Genomic DNA, 20,843 nt, shown 5'->3' on the forward strand with positions numbered 1-20,843 from the left:
ACGGCCACACTCCATGCCGGTCCGCTAGTGACAGGGCGTACATGCCTGCCGCTGCGCTGCCCAGCACGGAAAGGGCGGCCACCACAAATATTGGTGGCCGCCCTGGCCGGTACTCGACAATATGCCGGATCAGTACCAGTACCCGGAGTGCCAGCAGCCGTCACCCCACCAGCCGTCATGCCAGCGGTGATGTGAGTAGCCGTAGCCGTAGCCGTACCCGTCGTGGTACCCGTAGTACTGCCGGTCGCTGCGCCATTGGCCATGCCGGTAGCCATCGTGGTGGCCCCCGCCACGGTCGCTGTGAAGCTGGCCGAGTGAGGCGGGCGCGGAGGCGGGTACGGACGCCACGGCAGTGCCGGCGGTGCCGATGGCTGCACCGCCGGCCAGCATCGCACCCGTTGCCGCCAGGACGGCGAGCCTCTTCATCTTCAGTGGTCGCATCCGATACATCTCCTCCCGAATCCCGGAGAATCCATGCCTGTGATTCGGAACCAGAGACGCCATGGTTTGGTCACCTATGCAACTTTTGTCGCGGCTGCGTCGTGTTCGCAGAACATATGAGGGCGATCTCACCTCCCGCAGGATCGGACGCGAAGCTGCTGAGCTGAGTCCCGTGCAGACAGGGGCCGGGCCTGCCCCCATGCCGACCCGAGAGGGAATCCGCAGCGCTGCCGGCAACGAATTCTCGGCAAGCCCCTTGAAGGTGTTCGCGATGTACCTCGATTCCTACCGGCTCTGCTACGCCTCGGCCGATTCCACCGCAGTGCTGCGTGGAGACCTGCGCGCCTGCCTGGCGCGCTGGCAGATGGAGGATCTCGCAGACGACGCCACCGTGGTCGCCAGTGAACTGCTGTCGACTGCCCTTCGCCACGGCCGTCCACCCGTACACGTCGAATGCGCGCTACGCCGCCGGTTCCGTCGGCGACCCATGTTGAGAGTGAAAGTCATCGATCACGGTCCGAGTTTCGACAGCAAGGTGCAGCGGGCCAGGTGGAGACACCCGTCCTTCACGCTTGAAGAGTCCGGCCGGGGCCTGTATCTGGTCGATGCTCTGTCCAGCCGATGGGGCGAGCGGCCGACACCAGAGGGGCACGTGGTGTGGGCGGATCTCTTCGTCAGTGACGGCACAACCAGGTGACCATCCCGGCCTGTGCTCGTACCCGGGATCGTGCAGCGAATCATCACACGCCCCGCCGGCAGGTCGAGGTCCTCTACGAGCAGGCAGCGACTCCGCGGAGACAGGGCCGAACGGACGGACTCCCCGGCATCCCCGTCTCAGCGGGTGCGATGAAGCGGCCAGGAGACCAGGCTGAAGGCGAAGGCCAGGTCGAAACGCGCGACGGCGGGAGAGGACCGACAGGAATGCACAGGCAGAGGTCCGCCGTCGACCAGCGGTTCGACAGGTACCTGACCGAGACCGCACATGGCAGCGAGGAGGCATTCGCTCTGCTGTACGACGGCTTGTCCGGCTCGGTGCGAGGTCTGGTCCTGCGCGTGGTGCGCGACGCGTCCCAGGCTGAGGAAGTCGCGCAGGAGGTCATGATCGAAGTCTGGCGTACCGCGGCCCGGTTTCATCCCGAGCGTGCGTCGGCCAGGACGTGGGTGTTCTCCTTGGCTCACCATCGGGCAGTGGACCGGGTGCGTTCGGCGCAGGCTTCGGCCGAGCGTGAGCGCAGGGCGGCGCTGTGCAACAGCGAAAGGCCCTTCGACATGGTGGCTGAGCTGGTCGAAGACCGGGACGAGCAACTCAGGCTGTACCGCTGCCTGGCGGCCCTCGGCCGTGACCTGAGGGTCCCCCTGGTGCTGGCCTACTACGAAGGTCTCACCTACGAGGAGGTCGCCCGGGCCTTGAACAGACCGGCCGGCACAGTGAAAACCCGGATGCGTACGGGTCTGCACCGTCTGCGTGAGTGTCTGGAGGCAGGGGAATGAAGGCCGAGCCCAACCTCCACGAAGCCGTGGGCGCCTACGTACTAGACGCCCTCCCGCCCGGTGAACGGGCCACTTTCGCAGCCCATCTGGCAGCCTGCGACAGCTGCCGAAGGGAGGCCCAACAGCTCATGGAAGCGGTCGTCGGGCTCGCCGAGGGCGGCGCGCTCGCTCCGGACGACGGGGCGCGCTCGCGCCTCCTTGACGAGATCCGCCGCACGCAGCAGGAGACTTTTCCCCCTCGTGCGCGCCGCGGACACCGACTCCTGCCCTGGGCGCTCGCCGCATGTGTCGCGGCCACCGCCGCGAGTGGCACGACTGCCTGGTTGCAGCATGAGCAAGTACGGAACGCGGAGCACACCGCGCTCCGAGAGCAGCAGAGCACAGCCGCACTGGCCGAAGTGTTCACGGCTCCCGACGCCACGCTGCGCACCAGCGCACTCAGCAACGGCGCTCAGGCCGGAGTGGTCGTCTCACGGCAAGAAGGGAAGACGGCGTTCATCGCGTCAGGTCTCCCGGCTCTCGGCCAGGAGAAGGTCTACCAGCTGTGGTACGCCAACAACGGTGTCTACCGGCCGGCCGGCCTGCTCTCCGGATCGGGCGGACGCCAGGCCCGCATCCTGCTCGGCGCCCTCGGCCGCGCCACAGCGGTCGGTATCACCACCGAACCCGCGGGTGGCTCACGCCGCCCGACCAGCCCGCCCCTTGCCATCGTCGAGCTGTGACGGCCCTCTTATCCGTCCCCGCCATAGCCGTAGACACCCACGTCTACCGCGTCATTCGTGAGAGCTGATCAACGCGCGTGAGTAGTTGACGGTGTGCCGCACGCTCCACCGACGAGGCGATCGCACGAGACCTGACTGATCTCCGGGGCCTGATACGACGCAACCTCCGGCTGCAGCGGAATCCGGGCCCCAGCGGATGCAGCTCCATCCCGCAACCGTCTGCGCGTGCCTCTTGGCGGCCCACGCCGTCTTTCACCGGCCGACAGGAGGAAAGACCGGCCCTGGCTGCTCCACAAAAAGACCATTCACCTGACGGAGACATCAGAGGCGCAGCCGTCGGAAGGGTCTGAGGGAGTCGTTCTGGTGCGCATCGAAGAGGTCTCCCGTCTCCTCATCGGCCAGCCCGACAGCGGACAGGAACGCACAGATCTGAGTTCGGGCGTGTACCGCAGCCGCTCGGTACCCAGACCCGTCCGCTGCGTCATCCCGCGGCTGTAGCGGCATGCACGGAACCACCACCCACCTCCCAAGTCTCGTCCAGCATGCCGGGGAGCCGGGCCGAGCCGCAGGCTCAAGTCCCGCGTGTCGGGACCGGTGACCATTGGGTGCCGCCACCTTTTTGGCTGTCATCAGGTCTGGATGCGTCGGCTTGTCCCCATACCTGGCCGTAATGGACAGCCTCTCACTGCCACGTCACAGTGGACTGGCCCGCCTCGTCGTGGTCCAGGCCCCGCTCGGCAGCACCTGTTGCGGTGAGTTGGACGGCAGGCTGGTGCAGAATGCCCGCCGGTCCCTTTGCCGTTACGACAGAGCCCGATGTCGGTGAGTCGGTTCTGCCGACGTGGGAGGCAGGCCGTGTTCAGTCACGCGATGGCTCATTCCGCTGGCAGTTACCGACAGCCAGTCGCGAAGTGTCAGGCCACCATCACCACTCCATGCCGATCGGGTGACCGCGGCGAGGACTGCGCAAACCCAGCAGCCCGGGACGGGAACAAAGGCATTCGTGGGTGGCGTGATGTCGAAGCCATCGGGATACATGAGGCAGCGGCTCTCTGGTGCATCGGCACGCGGGCTGGACGAGTGAGGGGCCGCAGTGTGCTCGCCGATCAGTCTGCGGCGGGCGGCCCACCGCGCACCCCTGACAAGTGCGCTAATTACCAGTGATATTCGGCGACGGTTCCTCCGATGAGGCGGGCGGTGCCGTGGGGAGTGCCGTCGCTTTTCCAGACGGTGTACGTGCCAGCGGGCAGAGAGGAGATGAGGACGCAGTGGATCGTTCGGTCGGCAAGAAGGCGGCTGCGTACGGCGGCGTGGGTGCGCTGCTCGGGCCGGTCCACGGGGCTGACGTGGATTTCGACCCCTTCGTGTTCGGGCGCGGTGTGGATGATGAGCGCTGCGGTGTCCTCACCGATGTCCAGGACAACGCTGCCCTGGGTGGAGGCGTGGGAGGTGTGGTGCTGCATGCGGGGCTCTCTTCGCTGGGGAGTGGTGGCGGGGCCGCCGTTGTCAGAAGGGACGGCCCCGCCGGACTTCCGGGGATCAGGAGGCAGGGTGGTGGTAGCCGTCGTAGGGGACGCCTAGGTAGGGGAAGGAGTCCAGGTAGGGGTTGGTGACGTCTGCCGGCGTGAGGCCGTCGGTCACTTTGGATGCTGCTGCGTCGGGGGTGTAGTTCTCGACGAGCGGGAGAGTGGCGCCGGCCAGGGCACGCAGTTCGACGGTGACGACGTCGTCGTAAACGCGGCGGCCGTTGGGGAAACCTGCCGGGTCTCCGCCGATGAGACCCAGGATGTTGGGCTTCTTGGCGGGAGGAATGGCGGTGTTGAGGCGGATCATGTCGGCCTGGGTGGGGCCGGTGTAGTTCTGGAAGCCCGGGACGACGCCCTTGGGGATACCGGTGAGGAGGATGGCGAGCAGGTCGGCGCGGGGCTTGCCGGACTTGTTGTAGGCGTCGAGGTGGGGGAAGACCCCGGGGTAGAGGGTCGGGAACAGCTTGGCCAGTTCGGGGTGGGCGACGTAGGTGGCGAAGCGCTTGTCGTCGGCCGGCGGCAGGGCGTTCCACTCGTCCTTGTGGCCGAGTGGAACCAGGACCTCGTTGAAGAGGGGGTTTCCGAGGCGGGAGACCTGGGTGTAAGGGCCGGTCTCGAGGTCCCGGCCCTGCCGGGGCTCGATGACGCGGGCGCGGCGGCGGCTTGCGGACGTCCACACCCCGATGGTGGCGTGCGGGTCGGTGGCGTCCCTGCCTCGGCGGCCGTGGTGCGTAAGGTCGGTGATGGGAACCTGGATGGCGAGCGAGTGGACGTTGAGTTCCTTGGTGGTGTTGACGCCGTCGGCCGGCTGGGTGAAGACGCTCATCCCGAACTGGTTGTGCAGGTTCTGGAACGGGCGCAGGTTGCCGAGGTCGAAGATGGCGCCCAGGTCGACGTAGAAGCCCTCGGCGCGCTGCCCGGCGAACACGGTGCGGTTCTTGCCCAGGGTGTGCACCGCCTGCTCGGCCAGCCGCTGGTAGTTCGGAGTGGACAGCGGGCCGATGTTGCAGGGGGGGCAGGTCAGGTGCCGGCCCAGCACCGACCGCCGGCCGCTGCTCTCGTAGCGGGTGAGGGTGTAGGTCTGATACCGGTTCCAGTTCGGTGAGTCCAGACTCAGGATCGGCCCCGTGTTGTAGAGGAAGCTGTCCGGATGGCGCAGTTTGGTGGTGAACTCAAACTGGTAGGTGACATCGGCGCGGCCGTCGCCATCGTTGTCGATGTGGATCTCGTAGAGCACGTCGTCGCCGAACTCGTAGAAGTTCGGCCCTCCCGCGGGGTTCTGCAGCGGGATGTAGTTGGCGATCAGCGTGACGGTGTCCGGAGCGTCGGGGCTGACGAAGGCGTAGACGTCGGTGCTGTCGGCGACCGGGTCCTTGGAGATCTCCGGTGCTTCACGGTGGGAGGACATCAAAACCTCACTTGTGTCGCTGGATTCGTTGAACGGGCAGCATCAGCTGCCTGGTGAGCGGGGTGGCGCCGGATCAGCGCGTGTGGCGCAGCAGAGCTGCAGCCAGCTCCCTGTCGACTACGTGGTGGTGCCGCTCTCCGTAAAAGAGGTCCATTTCGCCCTTCGAGGCGTCGCGCACATGGACGACCAACGACTCGTGGGTACTGACCGCCCCGGCCGACGCCTGGGCCACCGCTTCGTCCCGGGGCTGCGCAGCCGCAGCAGCCGGCTCCGCGGCGCCCAGCACCGCACCCGCAGCGAGGCCCGCCAGCCCCAGCTGCGTCGCACCGCGCATCACCCCGCGGCGGTCGAGACCGGAAGGCGCGTCCAGCTGAGACCGGTCGGAATTGTTCATGATCACTCCTGTCGAATAGGGGCGTTGAGAGCGACTGGCTTCGGGCACCAGGCAGGGTCGATCGCGGTAGAGGGCGATCGAACCAACGAGAAGACAAGGGTCACGGGGGGGACGATCCCACGGTTTGAGCGAAGAGACCGTAGGCGCCGAAGAAGCGCCTGACGGCAGACGCTCGGGGCCTGTGGCAGAAGAGGCCAGCGCTTCGCCCCGAATGAAACGCCCAGCATCGTGCTCCGTCAAGCCTGCCGAGCCGCCGCGCAGTTGACGCACACGCGCACAGGTCGCTGCCACCGCAGCTCAGGCCCCAAGTGGATCGGCCGAACGAGGGAATTCTGATTCTCAACCGCAGCTGACCAATCCGATGCTGGACCTGCACCGGATTACTAACGGCAGAAGATCTAAAGGGGCAGGTGATCACCGAGCGGCCGTCAAGCCTGGACAAGGCATGTCACTGCCGCTCGCTACATGACTCATTAGGGAATGCGCTTCAAAACGTCGGCGTAGATGGCGGTTTTCGCCGCTGAATCAATGCCGCGTACCCATTTTCCGAATGCTACGCACTTGCCAAGCAGTCCGCCGTCGCGACAGGAGCTGCCTCCTCTACCCAAATTCGCCATCACGCTGAGCACCACGAAGCCCGCCACCCGGAGTCCTGATTAATTATCGCCGACAGGCAGCCCAGTGACGCGGCCACAGATCCTGAGTAGTGCCGGACGCCTCTCTCGCACATCGACGACGTGACCGCCGAGGTGGGCGCGATGACGTACTTCGGGGCGGCCCAACGGGTCGCTGCCAGAGCTGTTGGGCTCCCTCTCCGAGATGATCTTAGAGGTGGAGTTGTCCGTCGGGCGCGACGTACTGCCCTCCTACTAAGGGCTGTCCCGCAATTGATCTTGTGTGCTCCTGGTAGCCGGGCGCCCGTCCGATCAGCGGGCCTGGCGAAGGTTGTGCAGGTGGGCGATACCCAGGATCGCGTAGTGGACGCCGTCGCCCTTGAGTCGGCAGTCACGAAGGATCTTCCAGGTCTTCATGCGGGCGAAGACGTGCTCGACGCGGGCCCTGACCTGTTTGTGGGAGTGGTTGTGCTCATGCTTCCATCCGCACACTTTGCCGCCGGCGGGCCGGCGATGCGGGATCACCAGGCCAGTGCCCTGGTAGCCGCCGTCGGCGATGGTCGTGGTACTGCCGACAGCTGCCCTCGCACCCGAATCTGCCCACGCCTTGCAGTCGTTGCGGTTGCCCGGCACTGGTCGTCCGACCGCGACGACCAGTCGTGTGTCAGCGTCGACGACCACTTGGTGGTTGGTCGAGTACCTGTAGTTCTTGGACTGCTCGGCGATGCTGTGATCCCGAGTAGGAACCAACGTGCCGTCGACAATGAGCACGGTGTCGGAGTGGAAGCGCTGCCGCGGCTTGAGTGCCAGCAGTGGCCCAATGTGGTCGATGATGCGGTCGGCGGATGACTTGGAGATGCCGAACAGTGGGGCGAGCTGCCGCAGCGTCAGGTTGGTCCGCCAATATGCAGCGACCAGGAGCACCCGGTCCTCCAGCGGCAGTGACCAGGGACGCCCTCGGCGAGTCCGATCAGCGCCCTCTCGGCGCAAAAGCGTGACAATCGCCCAAACGCAGCCCAGTGAACGGGGATATCCAGGACGGTTCCGCTGCCGTGATCACTCCAGCCACAGCGGGATCCTCTCAGGGCGACCTATGCCCTGATTGCTCACATCGCCAGCGCGGCATGCCGCGTCGACGCGACGCTCAGGTCGTATCGCGCTTCGCGCCCGACGGAGAGGGCTGTTGTTCGTCGCGGCTCTCCGCGGTGAAGGCGTCGCGGCGAGCGAGGGTCACCGACAGAGGCAGGCCCAGGCGCTCGGCTGCACGGCGCCGGACACGCACCTGAGCTCGGGTCCGGGGCCGGAAGGAGGGAAGCGGCGAGCAGCCGCAGCCAGGTCGGTGATCGTAGGTCAGCCCCTCCGCGAGCACGGTCGCAACGACGGACCATGCCTTCGTGTCGCGTCGCCGGGGCGCGGCGAAGTCGTAGCCGGCGAAGACGAGCTGTTCACGACAGCCAGGACAGATGCGCTTCCGGATCGGCCAGGTGCTGCCTTTGAAGGAGAGTCGGCACGCGATGCACACGTAGTGCCGGAAGGCGCCGTTGAACGCGTGGTAGCACATAGTCGGACAGGGTATGCACCGTCCGTGGCCGGGCCCAACCGGATTCCTGGTGCCCGATCTGGCCAGTCGGCCGCCCAGTCAGTGCTGCCGGACCACACGAGGGGTGTGGACGCGCGAATAGCGGGACAGCCCTTAGACGGCGAAGTGAGCAACTCCACCCACGCCGACCTCTTCGCTCACACCTATCCCGACCGCTACTTCGAGATGTTCATCGCCGAGCAGCAGTTGGTCGCATCCGCCGTGGGGCTGAGTGTTCGGCACTATGTGCCGTTCGCCTCGACCTTCGCCGCATTCTTCACCCGGGCCTACGACTTCATCAGGATGGCGGCGATCTCCCGGACGGACCTTCGTCTGGTCGGATCGCACGCGAGTGTCGAGATCGGCGCCGACGGACCGTCGCAGATGGCGCTGGAGGATCTCGCGATGATGCGGGCCGTACAAGGGTCCACGGTGCTGTATCCGTCCGACGCGACCAGTACGGCCGCGCTGGTTCGGGAAATGGCGGATACAGAGGGCATCACCTACATGCGGACCACCCGCGGCGCCTACCCGGTCCTGTACGCCGACGGCGAGACGTTCCCCGTGGGCGGAGCCAAGGTTCTGCGATCGAGCCCGGACGACGTGGTCACCCTCATCGGCGCCGGCGTGACGCTGCATCAGTGCCTGGACGCCGCAGACGCCCTGGAGGAGGCCGGAGTCAGGGTCAGGGTCATCGACCTCTACTCGGTCAAACCGGTCGATACGGACGTACTCCAGTCCGCGGTGTCCCAGACCGGCGGTCGCCTGGTGGTGGCGGAGGACCACCACCCCGAAGGCGGGCTGGGCTCCGCGGTCGTGGACGCCCTGATCGCCTCGGGCATCACACAGCCTCTGTGCCTGATCCACCTCTGCGTCAGGGAGATGCCCAGCTCGGGAACGTCAGCGGAGTTGCTGAACGCGGCCGGAATCGACGCTTCCCACATCGAAGGCGCGGCACTCGCCTTGGCCGGGGCGGTCTGAGGGCCCGAGGCCGGAGCCTCCCGGCTCGACTCGGAACTCACCACAGACCGGTCCCGACGGACCGGGGCGGAAGAGTGCCCTCTCTTACATTTTCACCCACTCGCGAGTGCGCGACAGACAGCCGCGGAACGTCGCGGCCATGCACGGTCCATCACTTTCGGCGACGCTGGTGCCACGAACGGCTAGCGAGGTGGAAGCATTTCCGTAACGCGATTGATGCCTGGGATTAGGTCGCTCGCATGGCCCGCATGCGCTGGCCCGCCCCGTCGTGGTCAAGGCCCCGCTCGGCAGCACCTGTTGCGGAGAGTTGGACGGCAGGCTGGTGCAGAAGACGCGCCGGTCCTCTTGCCCTACGACCTAGCCCGATGTTGGTGAGTCGGTTCTGCAGACGTGGGAGGCAGGCCATGTTCAGCCACGCGATGGCTTACACACGCCGTCCACGGGTCCCAGACCCCGCGCATCGAAGGCGCACATGAGGCATATCCCCACGAGACAGTCTGGACCGTGGCTGCCTACGAGACACCTGTCTCCGAAGGAATGTGGCACCTCGCCGCCAACGGCACCACCCCAGCGCCGGTGCTCCAGACCCTGCCCCATGTCCACATCAACAACTCGGGCTCGGAGCAATCATATGATCGTCCGGACACTAGGTGCTGCCCCTGCTCCGTGAACGGCGCCCTGTCAGTCGTTTCGCGCGATGCCTCCGCGGAGCAGTTCGAGAAGGGCCGTCGCGGACCACGTGAAGTTGGTCGTATTCTGACCGGCTCCGGTGAGCGGGTGGTAGTTTTCGCGGATCGGGGCGTCGCCCAGCAACCCTTCGGCGTGGTGAAGCCCTGCCTCGGTCAGCGCTTCGGCGTCCTGGTCATAACCGTAGGTCCGCAGGCCGCTGACCGTGAAGAGGAACTGGTCGAGCCAGACCGGGCCCCGCCAGTAGCCCGGTCCCGTCGGGTCGAAGTCTGGGCTCTGCCGGGAGACCGTGGGCAACGGCAACGGCGTGGCGAACTGTTCGGGGTCGGTCAGCGAGGCGCGGACGGCCGCCGCCTGTCGGGCCGAGGCGAGGCCGGTCCAGAGCGGGATCGCGCCCTCGATGCCCTTGCCGGCCGAGGTGATCAGGCGCCCGTCCGCGCCCAGGTCGTAGAACCATCCGGTGGCCGGGTCCCACATGCGGGCGCGTACGGCGTCCCGCAACCGGTCGGCTTCCTGGTCGAAGGTCCGCCCCGCCTCTCGTCGGCCGAGGGCGCGGGAGATACGGGCGAGGGCGCGTTTCTCGGCGTAGAGATAGGAATTGAGGTCCGCTGAGGCTTGGGTGAGGCTGTAGCCGACGGAAACGCCCTGCGGGTCGGTGGTGGTGACCACGCCGGCGTCGTCGAAGCGGGGTGCGTTGTCCATGCCGCTCTCCCAGCTGGCCGCCGCCCGGCGTTCCTCCGTGCTGTCGTTGCCCGGGTCGAGCGTGGCGCCGTACTCGGCGAGGCCGTCACGGTCGTGATCCCGATTGCGGTACCACCAGTCGTGGTGCGCCAGGAGCTTCGGGTACATGCGGCGCAGGAAGGGGAGGTCCGCACCACGCTGGTACACCCGCCAGGACGCCCAGGCAGCCAGCGGAGGCTTGGAGTTGCGCTCGTTCCACAGGGTGCCGCCGTGCGCGGGGTCGTCGTAGAAGACGACGTCGGGGATCATTCCGGCGTCCCAGGGACGTCTCGGGTCCTCGCTCGTGATCTGGTGGTCGAAGACGGACTCGACGGTCGATGCGGCGAGCCGCGAATCGAAAAGGGCGACGGTGACGGCCGTCTTCCAGGCGTCCCAGGCCCACAGTCCGGTGGCGAACGTGCCGGCGGTGATGGCGCCGGTGACCCCGTCGGAGCGCAACGCCCCCGCCGGGCTGCGCCAGTTGCTGACGACGGTCTGGACTGCCTTGGCTCCGGCCCTGCGGCGTTCGGCGGAGACGCCGTCCAAGGAGTGCTGCAGGTAGTCCTGCCAGCGTTCGTCGCCGCGGGCCGCCTCGCGCCCGGGACGGGTCAGCACGGCGCGGGCTGCCTCGCGTGCGGCTCTCGCCTCGGCGGTGGTGAAGGTGTAGCTCTCCGTCCAGGCGAAGGTCGCTTCCCGGCCCGGCGGGAGCGGGGTGGCGCGACGGGCGGTGGTTCGGTAGGCGTCGCCGTCGACCAGGGTGTGCACGGGAACGGACTGGACGACCTCGAAGCGGGTCTGGGTGGTCGTGAGGTAGTCCCTCTGGAGGCGGACCTCGGCGAAGGTCACGGCGACGCCGTCCGTGGTCGCCCGGAGCGCGGGCGCACTGCGGATGGGTTCGGTGTCGTGCCGCAGCAACGCCCCGTTCCAGTGGGCGCGCAGGACACGCGGGCGGTGACTCTCGTTGACGACCGCCGCCCGGACCAGCGCCGTGCGGTGCGAGGAGTACCGCAGCTCCAGGGTGATCCGCAGTCCGTCGACGGCGTAGGACTGCGTCAGGATTCCGGGGGCGCTGTGCAGCCGCGGTACGGGGTCGCGGGCCAGGTCAACCGGTGATCCGGTCTTCTGGTCGGTCAGCCCGAAGACACTGAAGGCCCTGCTGAGGTACCAGGGGAACTCCTCGGCGAGGTAGAGCGGGCCGCTGAACCCGCCGAGGTACGCGGTGTCGGTGGGGCCGGGTATGCCGTACGCGTGCCAGGCACCGAGATCGCAGAAGAGGTTGAGCGCATGAGGGTAGGCGTCCGTGGGCACGCCGTGCAGGTCGAGGAGGTCCTGGAGGCCCGAGCGGAAGGTATGCCTGGTGGGCTCCCCGTGCTCCGCGGCCGGGTGCCCCGCCACGGCGGACGGGGGACCGAGCAGTGCGGTTCCGACGGGCAGCAGAGCGAGTGAATGGAAGGTGCGGCGGGTCAGGTCGGACATCAGCAGCTCCTGAGGTTCGGTGTCGTTCCGCCGCTCCGCCGGCGGCCCGTCGGATCGGGGCATGAGGCCTGGCAGCAGCAGCCGTTCGCACCTGCCGGGCGCGGGAGCGCGGGTCGCGGCCGGTGCTTGCGGAACGGTCGGGCCGGCGGATTCGCCGTCGGCGGGTCCCGGCGTCCGGCTCATCGGTTCCGGCCGAGTACTGCCCCCGGCGTCCCGGCGTGATGCGGAGGTGCTGGCGGACCGGCACGATCGTCCATGCTCCGGTCAATCCGTGTCATGCGAGCCGCTCCAGGAACGTCGGCAGGGCCCCGGCCTCGCCTGACGGGGGACCGCCGCGGCCCGATCGTCCATGGGCCGGTGCGCGTCCGCCATGGTCGCGTCGGCCTGCTCCGGCCGACGATGGCCGGGTCCGGCGCACGCCGGGAGGGAGGACGGATCATGACCGGGATCGACACGGAGCGGGCCCCGCGGACGGTGCCGCTCGGCTCGGTGGGCGAGTGGCTGCTCGACGCCCGCCGTTCCCACGCCGATCCGTACACAGGGGTGGTGGTGACGGCCCGCTTCCGTGGGCCGTCGGGCGCGGAGAAGGAGATCGAGGGGTTCTTCGACGGCCGGCGCTTCCGAGTCCGGTTCAGCCCCGGCGAGGCGGGCACCTGGCGGGTCCGGACGGCCTCCCGGCCGTACGACGAAGGACTGGACACCGAGGGCCGGTTCGAGGCCGTAGAGGACGGCTGGGTACACCGCACGCTGCGGGCCGAACCGGGCACCGGACGGGGGTTCGTGGACGGCGGGGGCAGCCCGGTGTTCGTCCTCGGTGACACGGCCTACCACCTCTTCGGCATGGCGCACTGCGGGGCAGACGTGGTGCCCTACCTGGAGCGCCGCCGGGCCCAGGGTTTCGATCTGGTGCGTGTCCGTGCGCACGTCAGCCCGTTTCATCCGCCGGAGGGGTTCAGCGACTGGCAGACCCGTTCGTGCTGGCCGTGGGGCGGCAGCCCGCAGTGTCCGATGTTCGACCGGTTCGATCCGGCGTGGTTCGAGACGGTCGACCGGATCGTCGCCGAGGCCTCCCGCATCGGGATCGGGCTGGAAGTGATCGTCGAGGGTTGGGGGATGGAGTTCCCGTTCAACGCCCGCGGGGTGTTCACCGCCGAATGGGAGGACCTGTGGCTGCGCCATCTCGTGGCTCGCTACGACGCCTTCCCCGGCGTCTGGATCTGGACGGTGATGAACGAGTACGAGTACTACCCCGACGGCGTCCCGAGCCACAGCCGCGTCGCCGACCTCTGGGCGCTGCGCATGGCACGCCGGGTGAAGGAACTGGCACCGCACGGGAAGACGGTGGCCGTCCACAACGGTCCGCCCGGCCCGCCGTTCGCCGAGCGCTTCGCCGTCGACCCGGACGCCGTGGACGCCGTCATGGTCCAGTCCTGGGGCAGTCACGACGCCGCCGAGGGATTTCTGGCGACCGGGTTGGAGACCCGGACCGGTGAGCTGCTCGCCGGCTGGCACGGTGCGGCGCTGCTGTCCGAGTACGGCTACGAACGCAATCCGGCGCTGCCGCTGCGCCTGCCGCTGCACGAGCACTGCGATCCCGAGCACACCCGCCGGGGCGCCTGGCGCGGGGCGATGTCCGGTCTCGGCGTGGTGCACGGCTTCGACAACACCTGGGGCCCGTTCCTCGACCTGACGCACGACCAGGAGGGCGTGGCCGCCCTGATGCACCTGGCCCGCTTCTTCCGTGCGCACGTGGCGTTCCACCGGCTGCGTCCCGCGCCGCATCTGGTGGCCGGGCAGCCGACGGCGCCCGGCCGGACGCCTCTGGTCCTGCACGACGCCGACGACGGCACGGTGGTGGTCTACCTGCCGGTGGGCGGTCCGGTGGAGCTGACGCCGGAGGCCGGGCTGCCCGCCTCCGACGCCGTGGTCCGCGTCTACGACCCTCGGACGGGCGTGCTGTCCGGGCCTCGGGAGCAGTGCGCGGGCCGGGTTTTCACCGCGGCGGGCGACGCTCCCGACGACGGCCGGGACCAAGTGCTCCTGATCACCCGTTCCTGACGGGAGCGAGCCGACACAGGCCGGCTCGCTCCCCCGGTCACCCGGCGGACGTCGGCCCGCTCAGCCCTCCTCCGTCAGATCGTTCACGCAGCGCAGGGTCAGGGGGTGGAGCCAGCGCGGGTCGTCGGCCGAGGCGGTGGTGCGTGCCTGGAAGACGTGCTCCTCGCCGGGCAGCAGCGTGATCATCTGCTCGTCCACGACGGCCGAGTCGTCGAGGCGGTCGGCGTTGAGGACCAGGTCACGCAGCAGCGTGTGGGCCCGTACCCGGACGAGTACGCCGTCGCCGCCCGGCGCCGGCTCGGTGACGGCGGTGAGCCGGGCCGGGGGCAGATCAGCGGCGATGTCCTCCTCGGTGAGGGTCCGGTGGAGGACGCCGGTGTCGTCTCGGACGGTCACCACCAGTGCGGCGCGCCCGCCGCGGGAGGGCCGGACGGGTGGCAGAGTGACCGGCAGGGCCGCGGTGGCGCCCGGCGCGAGGACGGTGACATGGGTGTCCTCGGCGAGCAGCTCACCGGCGACCGTGTGCACCTGCGCGGTCAGATCGGTGCGCCAGGTGTCGGCCCCGTTGTTGGTGAGGCGCACGAAGGGGCGTCCTCCGGTGGCCGTAGAGACCGCCGCGTGCCGCGGCCGGTAGGCGGCGCGCAGGGCGTACCACATGAGCTTGCGGTGGCCGTCCCCGTCGACCGCGGACCAGGACGTCACCGGCCAGCAGTCGTTGAGTTGCCACAGCACCGTGCCGGAGCAGCGCGGCCACTGCCCGCGCAGGTGGTCGACGCCGAACCGGACGGCCCGAGCCTGGTTGAGCTGAGCCAGGTAGAGCCAGTCGGACATCTCCACCTCCGGATCGGTGCGGCGGCGTTCGGGCAGGTGCGGCCGGACGCCGCGGGCCAGTTTCACGACCCCGTCCTTGGCCTTCTGGTGGGCGTCGGCGACCGGGCCGAACGGCACCGCGGGTGCGTCGTTCACGGCGCGCAGGACGGTGGGCCGGCACGCCGGTCCCTGGAAGCCGAACTCGGCGACGAACCTCGGCTGATACTCGGCGTAGGCGGTCCAGTCCCGTTCGTTCCACACGTCCCAAATGTGGATCGGGCCGTGCAGCGGGTCGTTGGGGTGGCGGTCCTGCGAGCCGGAGTACGGACTGCCGGGCCAGTAGGGGCGGGTGGGGTCGAGCTCGGCGACGACGGCGGGCAGCAGCTCGGTGTAGTAGCCGAGCCCCCAGGAGCGGCCCTGGAGGATCTCGTGCCAGCCCCAGTCCCGATGCCCCCACAGGTTCTCGTTGTTGCCGTTCCACAGGACGAGGCTCGGGTGCGGCGCGAGCCGTACGACATTGTCGCGCGCCTCGGCCAGGATCTCGCCGCGCAGCGGCTCCTCCTCGCTGTAGGTGGCACAGGCGAAGAGGAAGTCCTGCCAGACCAGCAGGCCTCGCTCGTCGCACAGGTCGTAGAACTCGTCCTTCTCGTAGATGCCGCCGCCCCAGACGCGGACGAGGTTCACGTTGGCCTCGACGGCGTGGTCGAGGGCCGCGGCGTACTCGGGGCGGCCGGTGCGGGAGACGAAGCAGTCGTCGGGGATCCAGTTGACGCCGCGGACCGGCACATGCGCGCCGTTGACGAGGATCTCGAACGGAGTCCCGGCGTGGTCGGCGTCGGTGTTCAGGGCGACCGTACGGAACCCGATCCGGCGCCGCCACCAGTCGAGGGCCCCCTCGGCGTCGCCGAGCGTCATCTCCATTTCGTACAGGGGCTGTTCACCCATGCCGATCGGCCACCAGAGGCGGGCGTCCGGTATGTCGACGGTGACGGTCGCGGTGGACTCGCCGGGTCCGACACGCCCCGCGGCGCCATGGCCCCCGACGTGGGCGTCGATCCGCAGCTCGCGTTCCTCTGCTCCCGGGGCGCGCCGGATCCGGACCGCCGCGGTCACGGTCCCCGGGCCGTCCCGGCCGGGGAGGGGCACATCGACGGCCGGTACGACGCTCTCGAGCCGGGCGCCGCTCCAGCTGAGCAGCTCGACAGGCTTCCAGATACCCGCGGTGACGAGCGTGGGACCCCAGTCCCAGCCGAAGTTGGCCGCCATCTTGCGTACGTAGTTGAACGGCTCGTCGTACGTCGACGGCAGCTCGCCCCGTTCGGCGCGGCGGGCCTCGGTGTACGCGTAGACGGAGGAGATGTGGACGCGCAGCTCGTTGCCCGTCGGGGTGACGGCGTCGGTCACGTCGAAGGTGTGCGTGCGGTGCATGTCTGCGGCTCGGCCGACCACGTGGCCGTTGACTCTGATCTCCGCGACGGTGTCCAGGCCGTGGAAGACCAGTTCACGCCGTGGGTCGTCACCGGGCGTCGGCGGCAGGTCGAAGGAGGTCGTCCAGGTCCAGCCGGAGCGTCCGATCCAGTGCTGGTCGGCCTCGTTGAGACCGACGTACGGGTCGGCGAGGAGCCCTTCGGCCATCAGGTCGGTGTGCACGCATCCGGGTACGGCGGCCGGCACGCTGCGTCCGCGCAGTTCCGCGGGTGCGTCGGCGGCGGGTTCGGTGAGTTCGAGGCGCCATCCGGTGTCGACGGCTGACCTGAGCGTCATGGGTACTCCTGAAGTGCGGTGGATCCGGTGATGTCGGTGCCCGGTGCGCGGCGGGACAGCTCAGGCGGGCCGGTGGGCCGTCAACCCGGCGATGAAAGAGGCGTGTTCCGCGGTCTGGTGGTCGCCGCCGCCCTCGTGTGCGCTGTACTCCCAGACCCGGATGTCCTTGTCGACGCGTTCGGTCGTCCGCTCTCCCCAGCGGTGGTAGGCGGCGAAGACCGTGGACGGCGGGCAGACCGGATCCATGAGGCCGACGGAGAACCGCACCGGTGCGGTCGCGCGCGCCGCGAAGTTGGCCCCGTCGAGATAGGAGAAGGTGTGGAAGACCTCCTCGACGGCCTCCCGGCGGCCCTGGAGGTAGTCGGTGATCTCCCGGTAGGGATGGGCGTCGGTGATCTGTGTGGCGCGCCGGACGTGGCACAGGAACGGCACGTCGACGCAGGCCCCCGCGACGCCCTCGTGCAGCCCTGACACGGCGAGCGCGATTCCGCCGCCCTGGCTTCCGCCCTTGACGACCACCCGGTCCGCGTCCACCTCGACGAGTTCGGCGACCGTGTCGACGGCGCGCACGGCGTCGGTGAACAGCCGCCGGTAGTAGTGGTCGTGGGGCCGTGCGACACCGCGGGTGAGTACGCCGCCGGTCTGCGGACCGATCTCGCCGTCCGGGGTGTCGGCCGCGCCCGTGGCCGAGGACTGGCCCCGGCTGTCCATCAGGAGGTGGGCGTATCCGAGCGAGGACCACAGCGTCGCCCGGAGCGCACCGCCACGGGCTCCGCCGTAGCCCAGGTACTCGACCACGGCGGGCACCGGACGCCGGACCCCCCTGGGCAGCCACAGCCAGGCCCGGACGGGCTGCCCGTCGAAACCGGAGAACGTCACGTCGTACGTGTCGACGTGGATCAGGCCGGTCCGCACGGGGCGCAGCACGGGCGGGCCGGCCGCGCGGCGTGCCTGGCCGAGTGTCTCCTCCCAGAAGGTGTCGAAGTCGTCGGGCTCGGCACCGTCGTAGCGGTAGGCCAGCAGGTCGGCGAGGGGAAGGTCGGTGAACACGGGACCCCTGGAGTGGTGGTGAGGGTGCGCAGCGGCCCGCCCGGCGCACGAAGACGCCGAGCCACCGATCGGTGGCGTCGGCGGGGCCGTCCGGTGCCGAAGAGGCCGTGCACACCGGGTGGGACCCGCTCACCGTAGGCCGACCGAGGTGGTGTCGGACAGCGGTCGCGGCGCACCGGGCACGGACGTCCATGTCCGCGTGCACCGGCGGCGCAGCCGGGCCGGTTCGGCGACAGCCTCGGGGGCGACCGCGCACGCGCGTCCATGGTCCGGGTATCGCCCGCCATGCCGCGCCGCCCCGCGGATTCCTAGGCTCCTGCCGCGCGACGCGGCCACGGCCGCGTCGCGCACTCATCGCACCCCGCCCCTCGCAGCGACGTCTTCGCGGTGGCCAGGGGCGCTTCCAGGGCGCACCGGCGGGAACGGTGCCAGGGACACGGAGGCACGGCATGTACGAACGATCGACGGCGGATCCACGATCCGCCGGAAGCCGCATGCGGCGGATGCTCCGCAGACGAACACGCACGCAGCCGGCGGAGTCCGCGGCGCGGGCAGCCGGCTCGGCACCGGGGGCACGCCCAGCGGGCAGGGCGGGCGGCACGGGCGGAGTGCGGGTTCCGCGGCCGGCCCGGACGTCGCTGGCCGCGGTGGCTGCCGGGCTGTTGCTGGTGGCGGTCGCTCCGGTGCCGGCTCAGCGGGCCGCCGCCTCCTCCCCTGGTACGAGCGCGTGGTGCGCGGGCGTCGATCCCGGCGCCGGATCGACGCCGGTCCGTGCGGCCGACGCCTACCGGTGGAAGCCGCTGCGGATCGGGGGCGGCGGGTTCGTCACCGGTCTCGTGGTGCATCCGCGCACCCCTGGCGTCGTCTACGGCCGGGAGGACGTCGGTGGCCTGGTCCGGTGGGACGAGCGCACCCGAAGCTGGACCCAGCTGCTGCGCGCCGACCGGGTGCCCGCGCCGCGTTCCGCGGACTACGGCGTGGAGAGCGTCGCCGTCGCCGCCACCGACGACCGTGTCGTCTACGCGGCCGTCGGCGACGGGAGCCCGGACGGCCGGGTGCTCGCCAGCCACGACCGGGGCGGGCACTGGAGCGACGGCGGACGGCGATGGCTGGTCGAGGGCAACAACGCCTACCGCACCGGGCCCGAGCGACTCGCCGTCGATCCCGCGGACGCCGGTGTCGTCTTCTACGGCACCCGCACCCAGGGCCTGTTCGTCAGCACCGACGGGACCCGGCACTGGTCCCGGGTGCCGCTCGCCCAGGTGCCGCCGGGGTCGCTCGGTGACAAGGTCGGAGTGGTGTCCGTCCAGTTCGACCCGAGCACGGGCCGGACGCACGGACGCACCCGTGGCATCTGGGTGACGGTCGCCGGAGCCGGCGTCTACCGCTCCGACGACGCCGGGCGCACCTGGCGGAATGTGTACACCGACACCGTCCGCACTCCGACCGACGTGAAGGCGGCGGCGGACGGCACGCTCTACGTCGCCTACGGCTCCGGTGGCACAAGCCCGGCCGGCATCCGCCGGTTCTCCCCCGCCGCTCCAGCCGGGCAAGAGACCACGGCACCGCCGCAACAGGGCAGCGCCTACTTCCTCGGCGTCGACCCCGCCGACCCGGACCGTCTGATCGCCACGGACGACGCCGTCCGTCCGGGCCACCTCTTCCGTTCCACCGACGGCGGCACCACCTGGCAGACGCTGACGTTCACGCTCGACGACGAGGAGATCGCCTGGCCCGGGAGCACCACCGAGGGCGGCTGGCTCTCCACCGGCACGTTCGTCATGGACCCGACCCGTCCCGGCCGGGTGTGGTTCCCGCAGGGCGTGGGTGTCTGGCGCAGCGACGACGTCTTCTCCCGCGGCACCTCCGTGACATGGCACTTCGTCAGTGCCGGAATCGAGGAGACCGTGGCCTACGACCTGATCGCACCGCCGGGCGGCGCTCCGCTCAGCGCGATCGCCGACCGGAACGGCTTCCGGCACGACGACCCGGACCACTATCCGAAGGCCCCGGTCCTGACAGACGAGTTCTCCGCCGGCACGAGCCTCGCCTACGCGGGGCTCAGACCGGACTACGTCGTCGCCGTCTCCAGCGACACCCGGGCCCAGTACGCGCCGCTCGACGCGACCTGGACGAGCGAGCCGGCCTCCGGCTACTCCACCGACGGCGGTGTCACCTGGACCCGCTTCGCCGGCGGCAAGGCCGACATCACGCGTCGCTACGGTGGCAACATCGCGGTGTCGGCCGACGCCTCGTCGATCGTCTGGATGCCGACCATCCCGGCGAACTACGCCGCCGACCCCGCCAATGCGGGCCGTGCGCAGCCCACGCCCCTGAACGTGCCGTACGTCAGCCGCGACGAGGGGCGTACCTGGACGGCGGCGACCGGCATCGCCCCGGGGCCCGGCATCCACGACATGATCTGGTGGGGCACCAAGCGCGCCCTGACCGCCGACCTGGCCACCCCTGGCACCTTCTACCTCGCGACGACCCGCGGCGACGGCGAGTTCTACCGTTCCACCGACGGCGGCGCCACCTGGACGAGGACCGCCGCCGCGCCCCGCAGCGGCGGCACGGACGCCCATGTCTTCGGTCAGGTGCACGCCGTACCCGGGCACGCGGGGCACGTGTGGGCCAGTACCGCGCAGGGCGGCCTGTGGTACACGACGGACGGCGGCGACTCCTGGACGAAGGCGCCCTGGGTGCAGGAGGCCCGGTCGTTCGGCTTCGGCAGGTCGGCCGGGGGCGGCTATCCGACGCTCTACGCGCACGCGCGCATTCACGGCACCTGGGGCGTGTGGCGCTCCGCCGACCGGGGAGCCACGTGGTCGCTCGTAGCGCGGTACCCGGCCTGCTCCTACGCGGGGATCAACGTCGTCACCGGCGACATGGACGTGCCCGGCCGGGTCTACGTCGGATTCTCCGGCAACGGTTTCGTCTACGGCGACCCGGGGAGCCCGCGCGCCGGATCGTGAAGGCACGGAAGGGTGCGGGGGCGCCATGAGACGGCCCCGGCCGCGGGGGGGGCCCCCGGGGGGGGGGGGGCCCCCCCCCCCCGGGGGCCGGGGGGGGGGGGCGCGGGGGGGCGGGGGGCGGGGGGGCAGGGGCCCCAACCCGGGGCC

14 protein-coding genes and 2 pseudogenes are annotated in these 20,843 nt (G+C 69.9%); 7 read left to right on the forward strand and 9 right to left on the reverse strand.

The annotated features are described in order from the left end of the window. Nucleotides 1–129 precede the first annotated feature (129 nt). Nucleotides 130–441, reverse strand: coding sequence for a hypothetical protein (locus ACIQOE_RS07755; protein WP_399013440.1), 312 nt, complete (start codon nt 439–441; stop codon nt 130–132). Nucleotides 442–640: 199 nt separating this feature from the next. Between ACIQOE_RS07755 and ACIQOE_RS07760 the strand changes: the two genes are divergently transcribed. From ACIQOE_RS07760 to ACIQOE_RS07770, 3 genes are all read left to right on the forward strand, one after another. Further along, complete coding sequence (locus ACIQOE_RS07760; protein WP_401410350.1) at nt 641–1,138, forward strand: ATP-binding protein; 498 nt, start codon at nt 641–643, stop codon at nt 1,136–1,138. Between the two features lie 224 nt (nt 1,139–1,362). Then, a complete protein-coding gene (locus tag ACIQOE_RS07765; RefSeq protein WP_401410352.1) occupies nt 1,363–1,932 on the forward strand; it encodes a sigma-70 family RNA polymerase sigma factor in 570 nt (189 codons plus the stop codon). Then, nucleotides 1,929–2,654, forward strand: coding sequence for an anti-sigma factor domain-containing protein (locus ACIQOE_RS07770; RefSeq protein WP_401410354.1), 726 nt, complete (start codon nt 1,929–1,931; stop codon nt 2,652–2,654). The genes ACIQOE_RS07765 and ACIQOE_RS07770 overlap by 4 nt, the downstream gene beginning before the upstream one ends. 1,154 nt (nt 2,655–3,808) lie before the next feature. Here ACIQOE_RS07770 and ACIQOE_RS07775 read toward each other — a convergent pair. From ACIQOE_RS07775 to ACIQOE_RS07795, 5 genes and pseudogenes are all read right to left on the reverse strand, one after another. Then, nucleotides 3,809–4,117: a hypothetical protein gene (locus tag ACIQOE_RS07775; protein ID WP_363020476.1), complete on the reverse strand. Its 309-nt coding sequence runs from the start codon at nt 4,115–4,117 to the stop codon at nt 3,809–3,811. Nucleotides 4,118–4,193: 76 nt separating this feature from the next. Further along, the gene (locus ACIQOE_RS07780; protein ID WP_401410356.1) at nt 4,194–5,588 is read right to left on the reverse strand and encodes a DUF4331 domain-containing protein; all 1,395 of its coding nucleotides are present in this window, start codon (nt 5,586–5,588) and stop codon (nt 4,194–4,196) included. Nucleotides 5,589–5,661: 73 nt separating this feature from the next. Continuing rightward, nucleotides 5,662–5,982, reverse strand: a complete 321-nt coding sequence (locus ACIQOE_RS07785) for a hypothetical protein (protein ID WP_401410358.1) — start codon at nt 5,980–5,982, stop codon at nt 5,662–5,664. A 926-nt stretch (nt 5,983–6,908) separates the two neighbouring features. Continuing rightward, a pseudogene (locus ACIQOE_RS07790) lies at nt 6,909–7,665 on the reverse strand (transposase). A 75-nt stretch (nt 7,666–7,740) separates the two neighbouring features. Continuing rightward, on the reverse strand, nt 7,741–8,157 hold the full coding sequence (locus ACIQOE_RS07795; RefSeq protein ID WP_401410360.1) for a hypothetical protein: 417 nt from the start codon (nt 8,155–8,157) through the stop codon (nt 7,741–7,743). A gap of 24 nt (nt 8,158–8,181) precedes the next feature. Between ACIQOE_RS07795 and ACIQOE_RS07800 the strand changes: the two genes are divergently transcribed. Beyond that, nucleotides 8,182–9,156, forward strand: coding sequence for a transketolase family protein (locus ACIQOE_RS07800; protein WP_401410362.1), 975 nt, complete (start codon nt 8,182–8,184; stop codon nt 9,154–9,156). Between the two features lie 390 nt (nt 9,157–9,546). After that, nucleotides 9,547–9,732, forward strand: a pseudogene (locus ACIQOE_RS07805) (DUF317 domain-containing protein); the annotation flags it as partial. Between the two features lie 105 nt (nt 9,733–9,837). Here the strand turns inward: ACIQOE_RS07805 and ACIQOE_RS07810 are convergent. Continuing rightward, nucleotides 9,838–12,039, reverse strand: coding sequence for an MGH1-like glycoside hydrolase domain-containing protein (locus ACIQOE_RS07810; protein WP_401410364.1), 2,202 nt, complete (start codon nt 12,037–12,039; stop codon nt 9,838–9,840). A 438-nt stretch (nt 12,040–12,477) separates the two neighbouring features. Between ACIQOE_RS07810 and ACIQOE_RS07815 the strand changes: the two genes are divergently transcribed. Then, nucleotides 12,478–14,097 carry a DUF4038 domain-containing protein gene (locus ACIQOE_RS07815; RefSeq protein ID WP_401410366.1) on the forward strand — a complete coding sequence of 540 codons (1,620 nt, stop codon included), beginning with the start codon at nt 12,478–12,480 and terminating at the stop codon, nt 14,095–14,097. Nucleotides 14,098–14,157: 60 nt separating this feature from the next. Here ACIQOE_RS07815 and ACIQOE_RS07820 read toward each other — a convergent pair whose 3' ends face one another. Then, entirely contained in the window at nt 14,158–16,671 is a 2,514-nt protein-coding gene (locus ACIQOE_RS07820) for a glycoside hydrolase family 2 protein (RefSeq protein WP_401410368.1), read from the reverse strand. 60 nt (nt 16,672–16,731) lie between these two features. Beyond that, entirely contained in the window at nt 16,732–17,721 is a 990-nt protein-coding gene (locus ACIQOE_RS07825; protein ID WP_363020604.1) for an acetylxylan esterase, read from the reverse strand. A gap of 647 nt (nt 17,722–18,368) precedes the next feature. Between ACIQOE_RS07825 and ACIQOE_RS07830 the strand changes: the two genes are divergently transcribed. Then, a complete protein-coding gene (locus tag ACIQOE_RS07830) occupies nt 18,369–20,696 on the forward strand; it encodes a hypothetical protein (RefSeq protein WP_401410370.1) in 2,328 nt (775 codons plus the stop codon). The last annotated feature ends 147 nt before the right edge of the window (nt 20,697–20,843 follow it).

Origin of the sequence: Streptomyces sp. NPDC091282 (assembly GCF_044757385.1) — a bacterium.
GTDB classification, from domain to species: Bacteria; Actinomycetota; Actinomycetes; order Streptomycetales; family Streptomycetaceae; genus Streptomyces; species Streptomyces gramineus.

Excerpts from the sequence above, each read along its gene's own strand:
- ACIQOE_RS07755 (WP_399013440.1), bottom strand. The coding sequence starts at position 441 with ATGCGACCACTGAAGATGAAGAGGCTCGCCGTCCTGGCGGCAACGGGT.
- ACIQOE_RS07760 (WP_401410350.1), top strand. The coding sequence starts at position 641 with ATGCCGACCCGAGAGGGAATCCGCAGCGCTGCCGGCAACGAATTCTCG.
- ACIQOE_RS07765 (WP_401410352.1), top strand. The coding sequence starts at position 1,363 with ATGCACAGGCAGAGGTCCGCCGTCGACCAGCGGTTCGACAGGTACCTG.
- ACIQOE_RS07770 (WP_401410354.1), top strand. The coding sequence starts at position 1,929 with ATGAAGGCCGAGCCCAACCTCCACGAAGCCGTGGGCGCCTACGTACTA.
- ACIQOE_RS07775 (WP_363020476.1), bottom strand. The coding sequence starts at position 4,117 with ATGCAGCACCACACCTCCCACGCCTCCACCCAGGGCAGCGTTGTCCTG.
- ACIQOE_RS07780 (WP_401410356.1), bottom strand. The coding sequence starts at position 5,588 with ATGTCCTCCCACCGTGAAGCACCGGAGATCTCCAAGGACCCGGTCGCC.
- ACIQOE_RS07785 (WP_401410358.1), bottom strand. The coding sequence starts at position 5,982 with ATGAACAATTCCGACCGGTCTCAGCTGGACGCGCCTTCCGGTCTCGAC.
- ACIQOE_RS07795 (WP_401410360.1), bottom strand. The coding sequence starts at position 8,157 with ATGTGCTACCACGCGTTCAACGGCGCCTTCCGGCACTACGTGTGCATC.
- ACIQOE_RS07810 (WP_401410364.1), bottom strand. The coding sequence starts at position 12,039 with ATGTCCGACCTGACCCGCCGCACCTTCCATTCACTCGCTCTGCTGCCC.
- ACIQOE_RS07815 (WP_401410366.1), top strand. The coding sequence starts at position 12,478 with ATGACCGGGATCGACACGGAGCGGGCCCCGCGGACGGTGCCGCTCGGC.
- ACIQOE_RS07820 (WP_401410368.1), bottom strand. The coding sequence starts at position 16,671 with ATGACGCTCAGGTCAGCCGTCGACACCGGATGGCGCCTCGAACTCACC.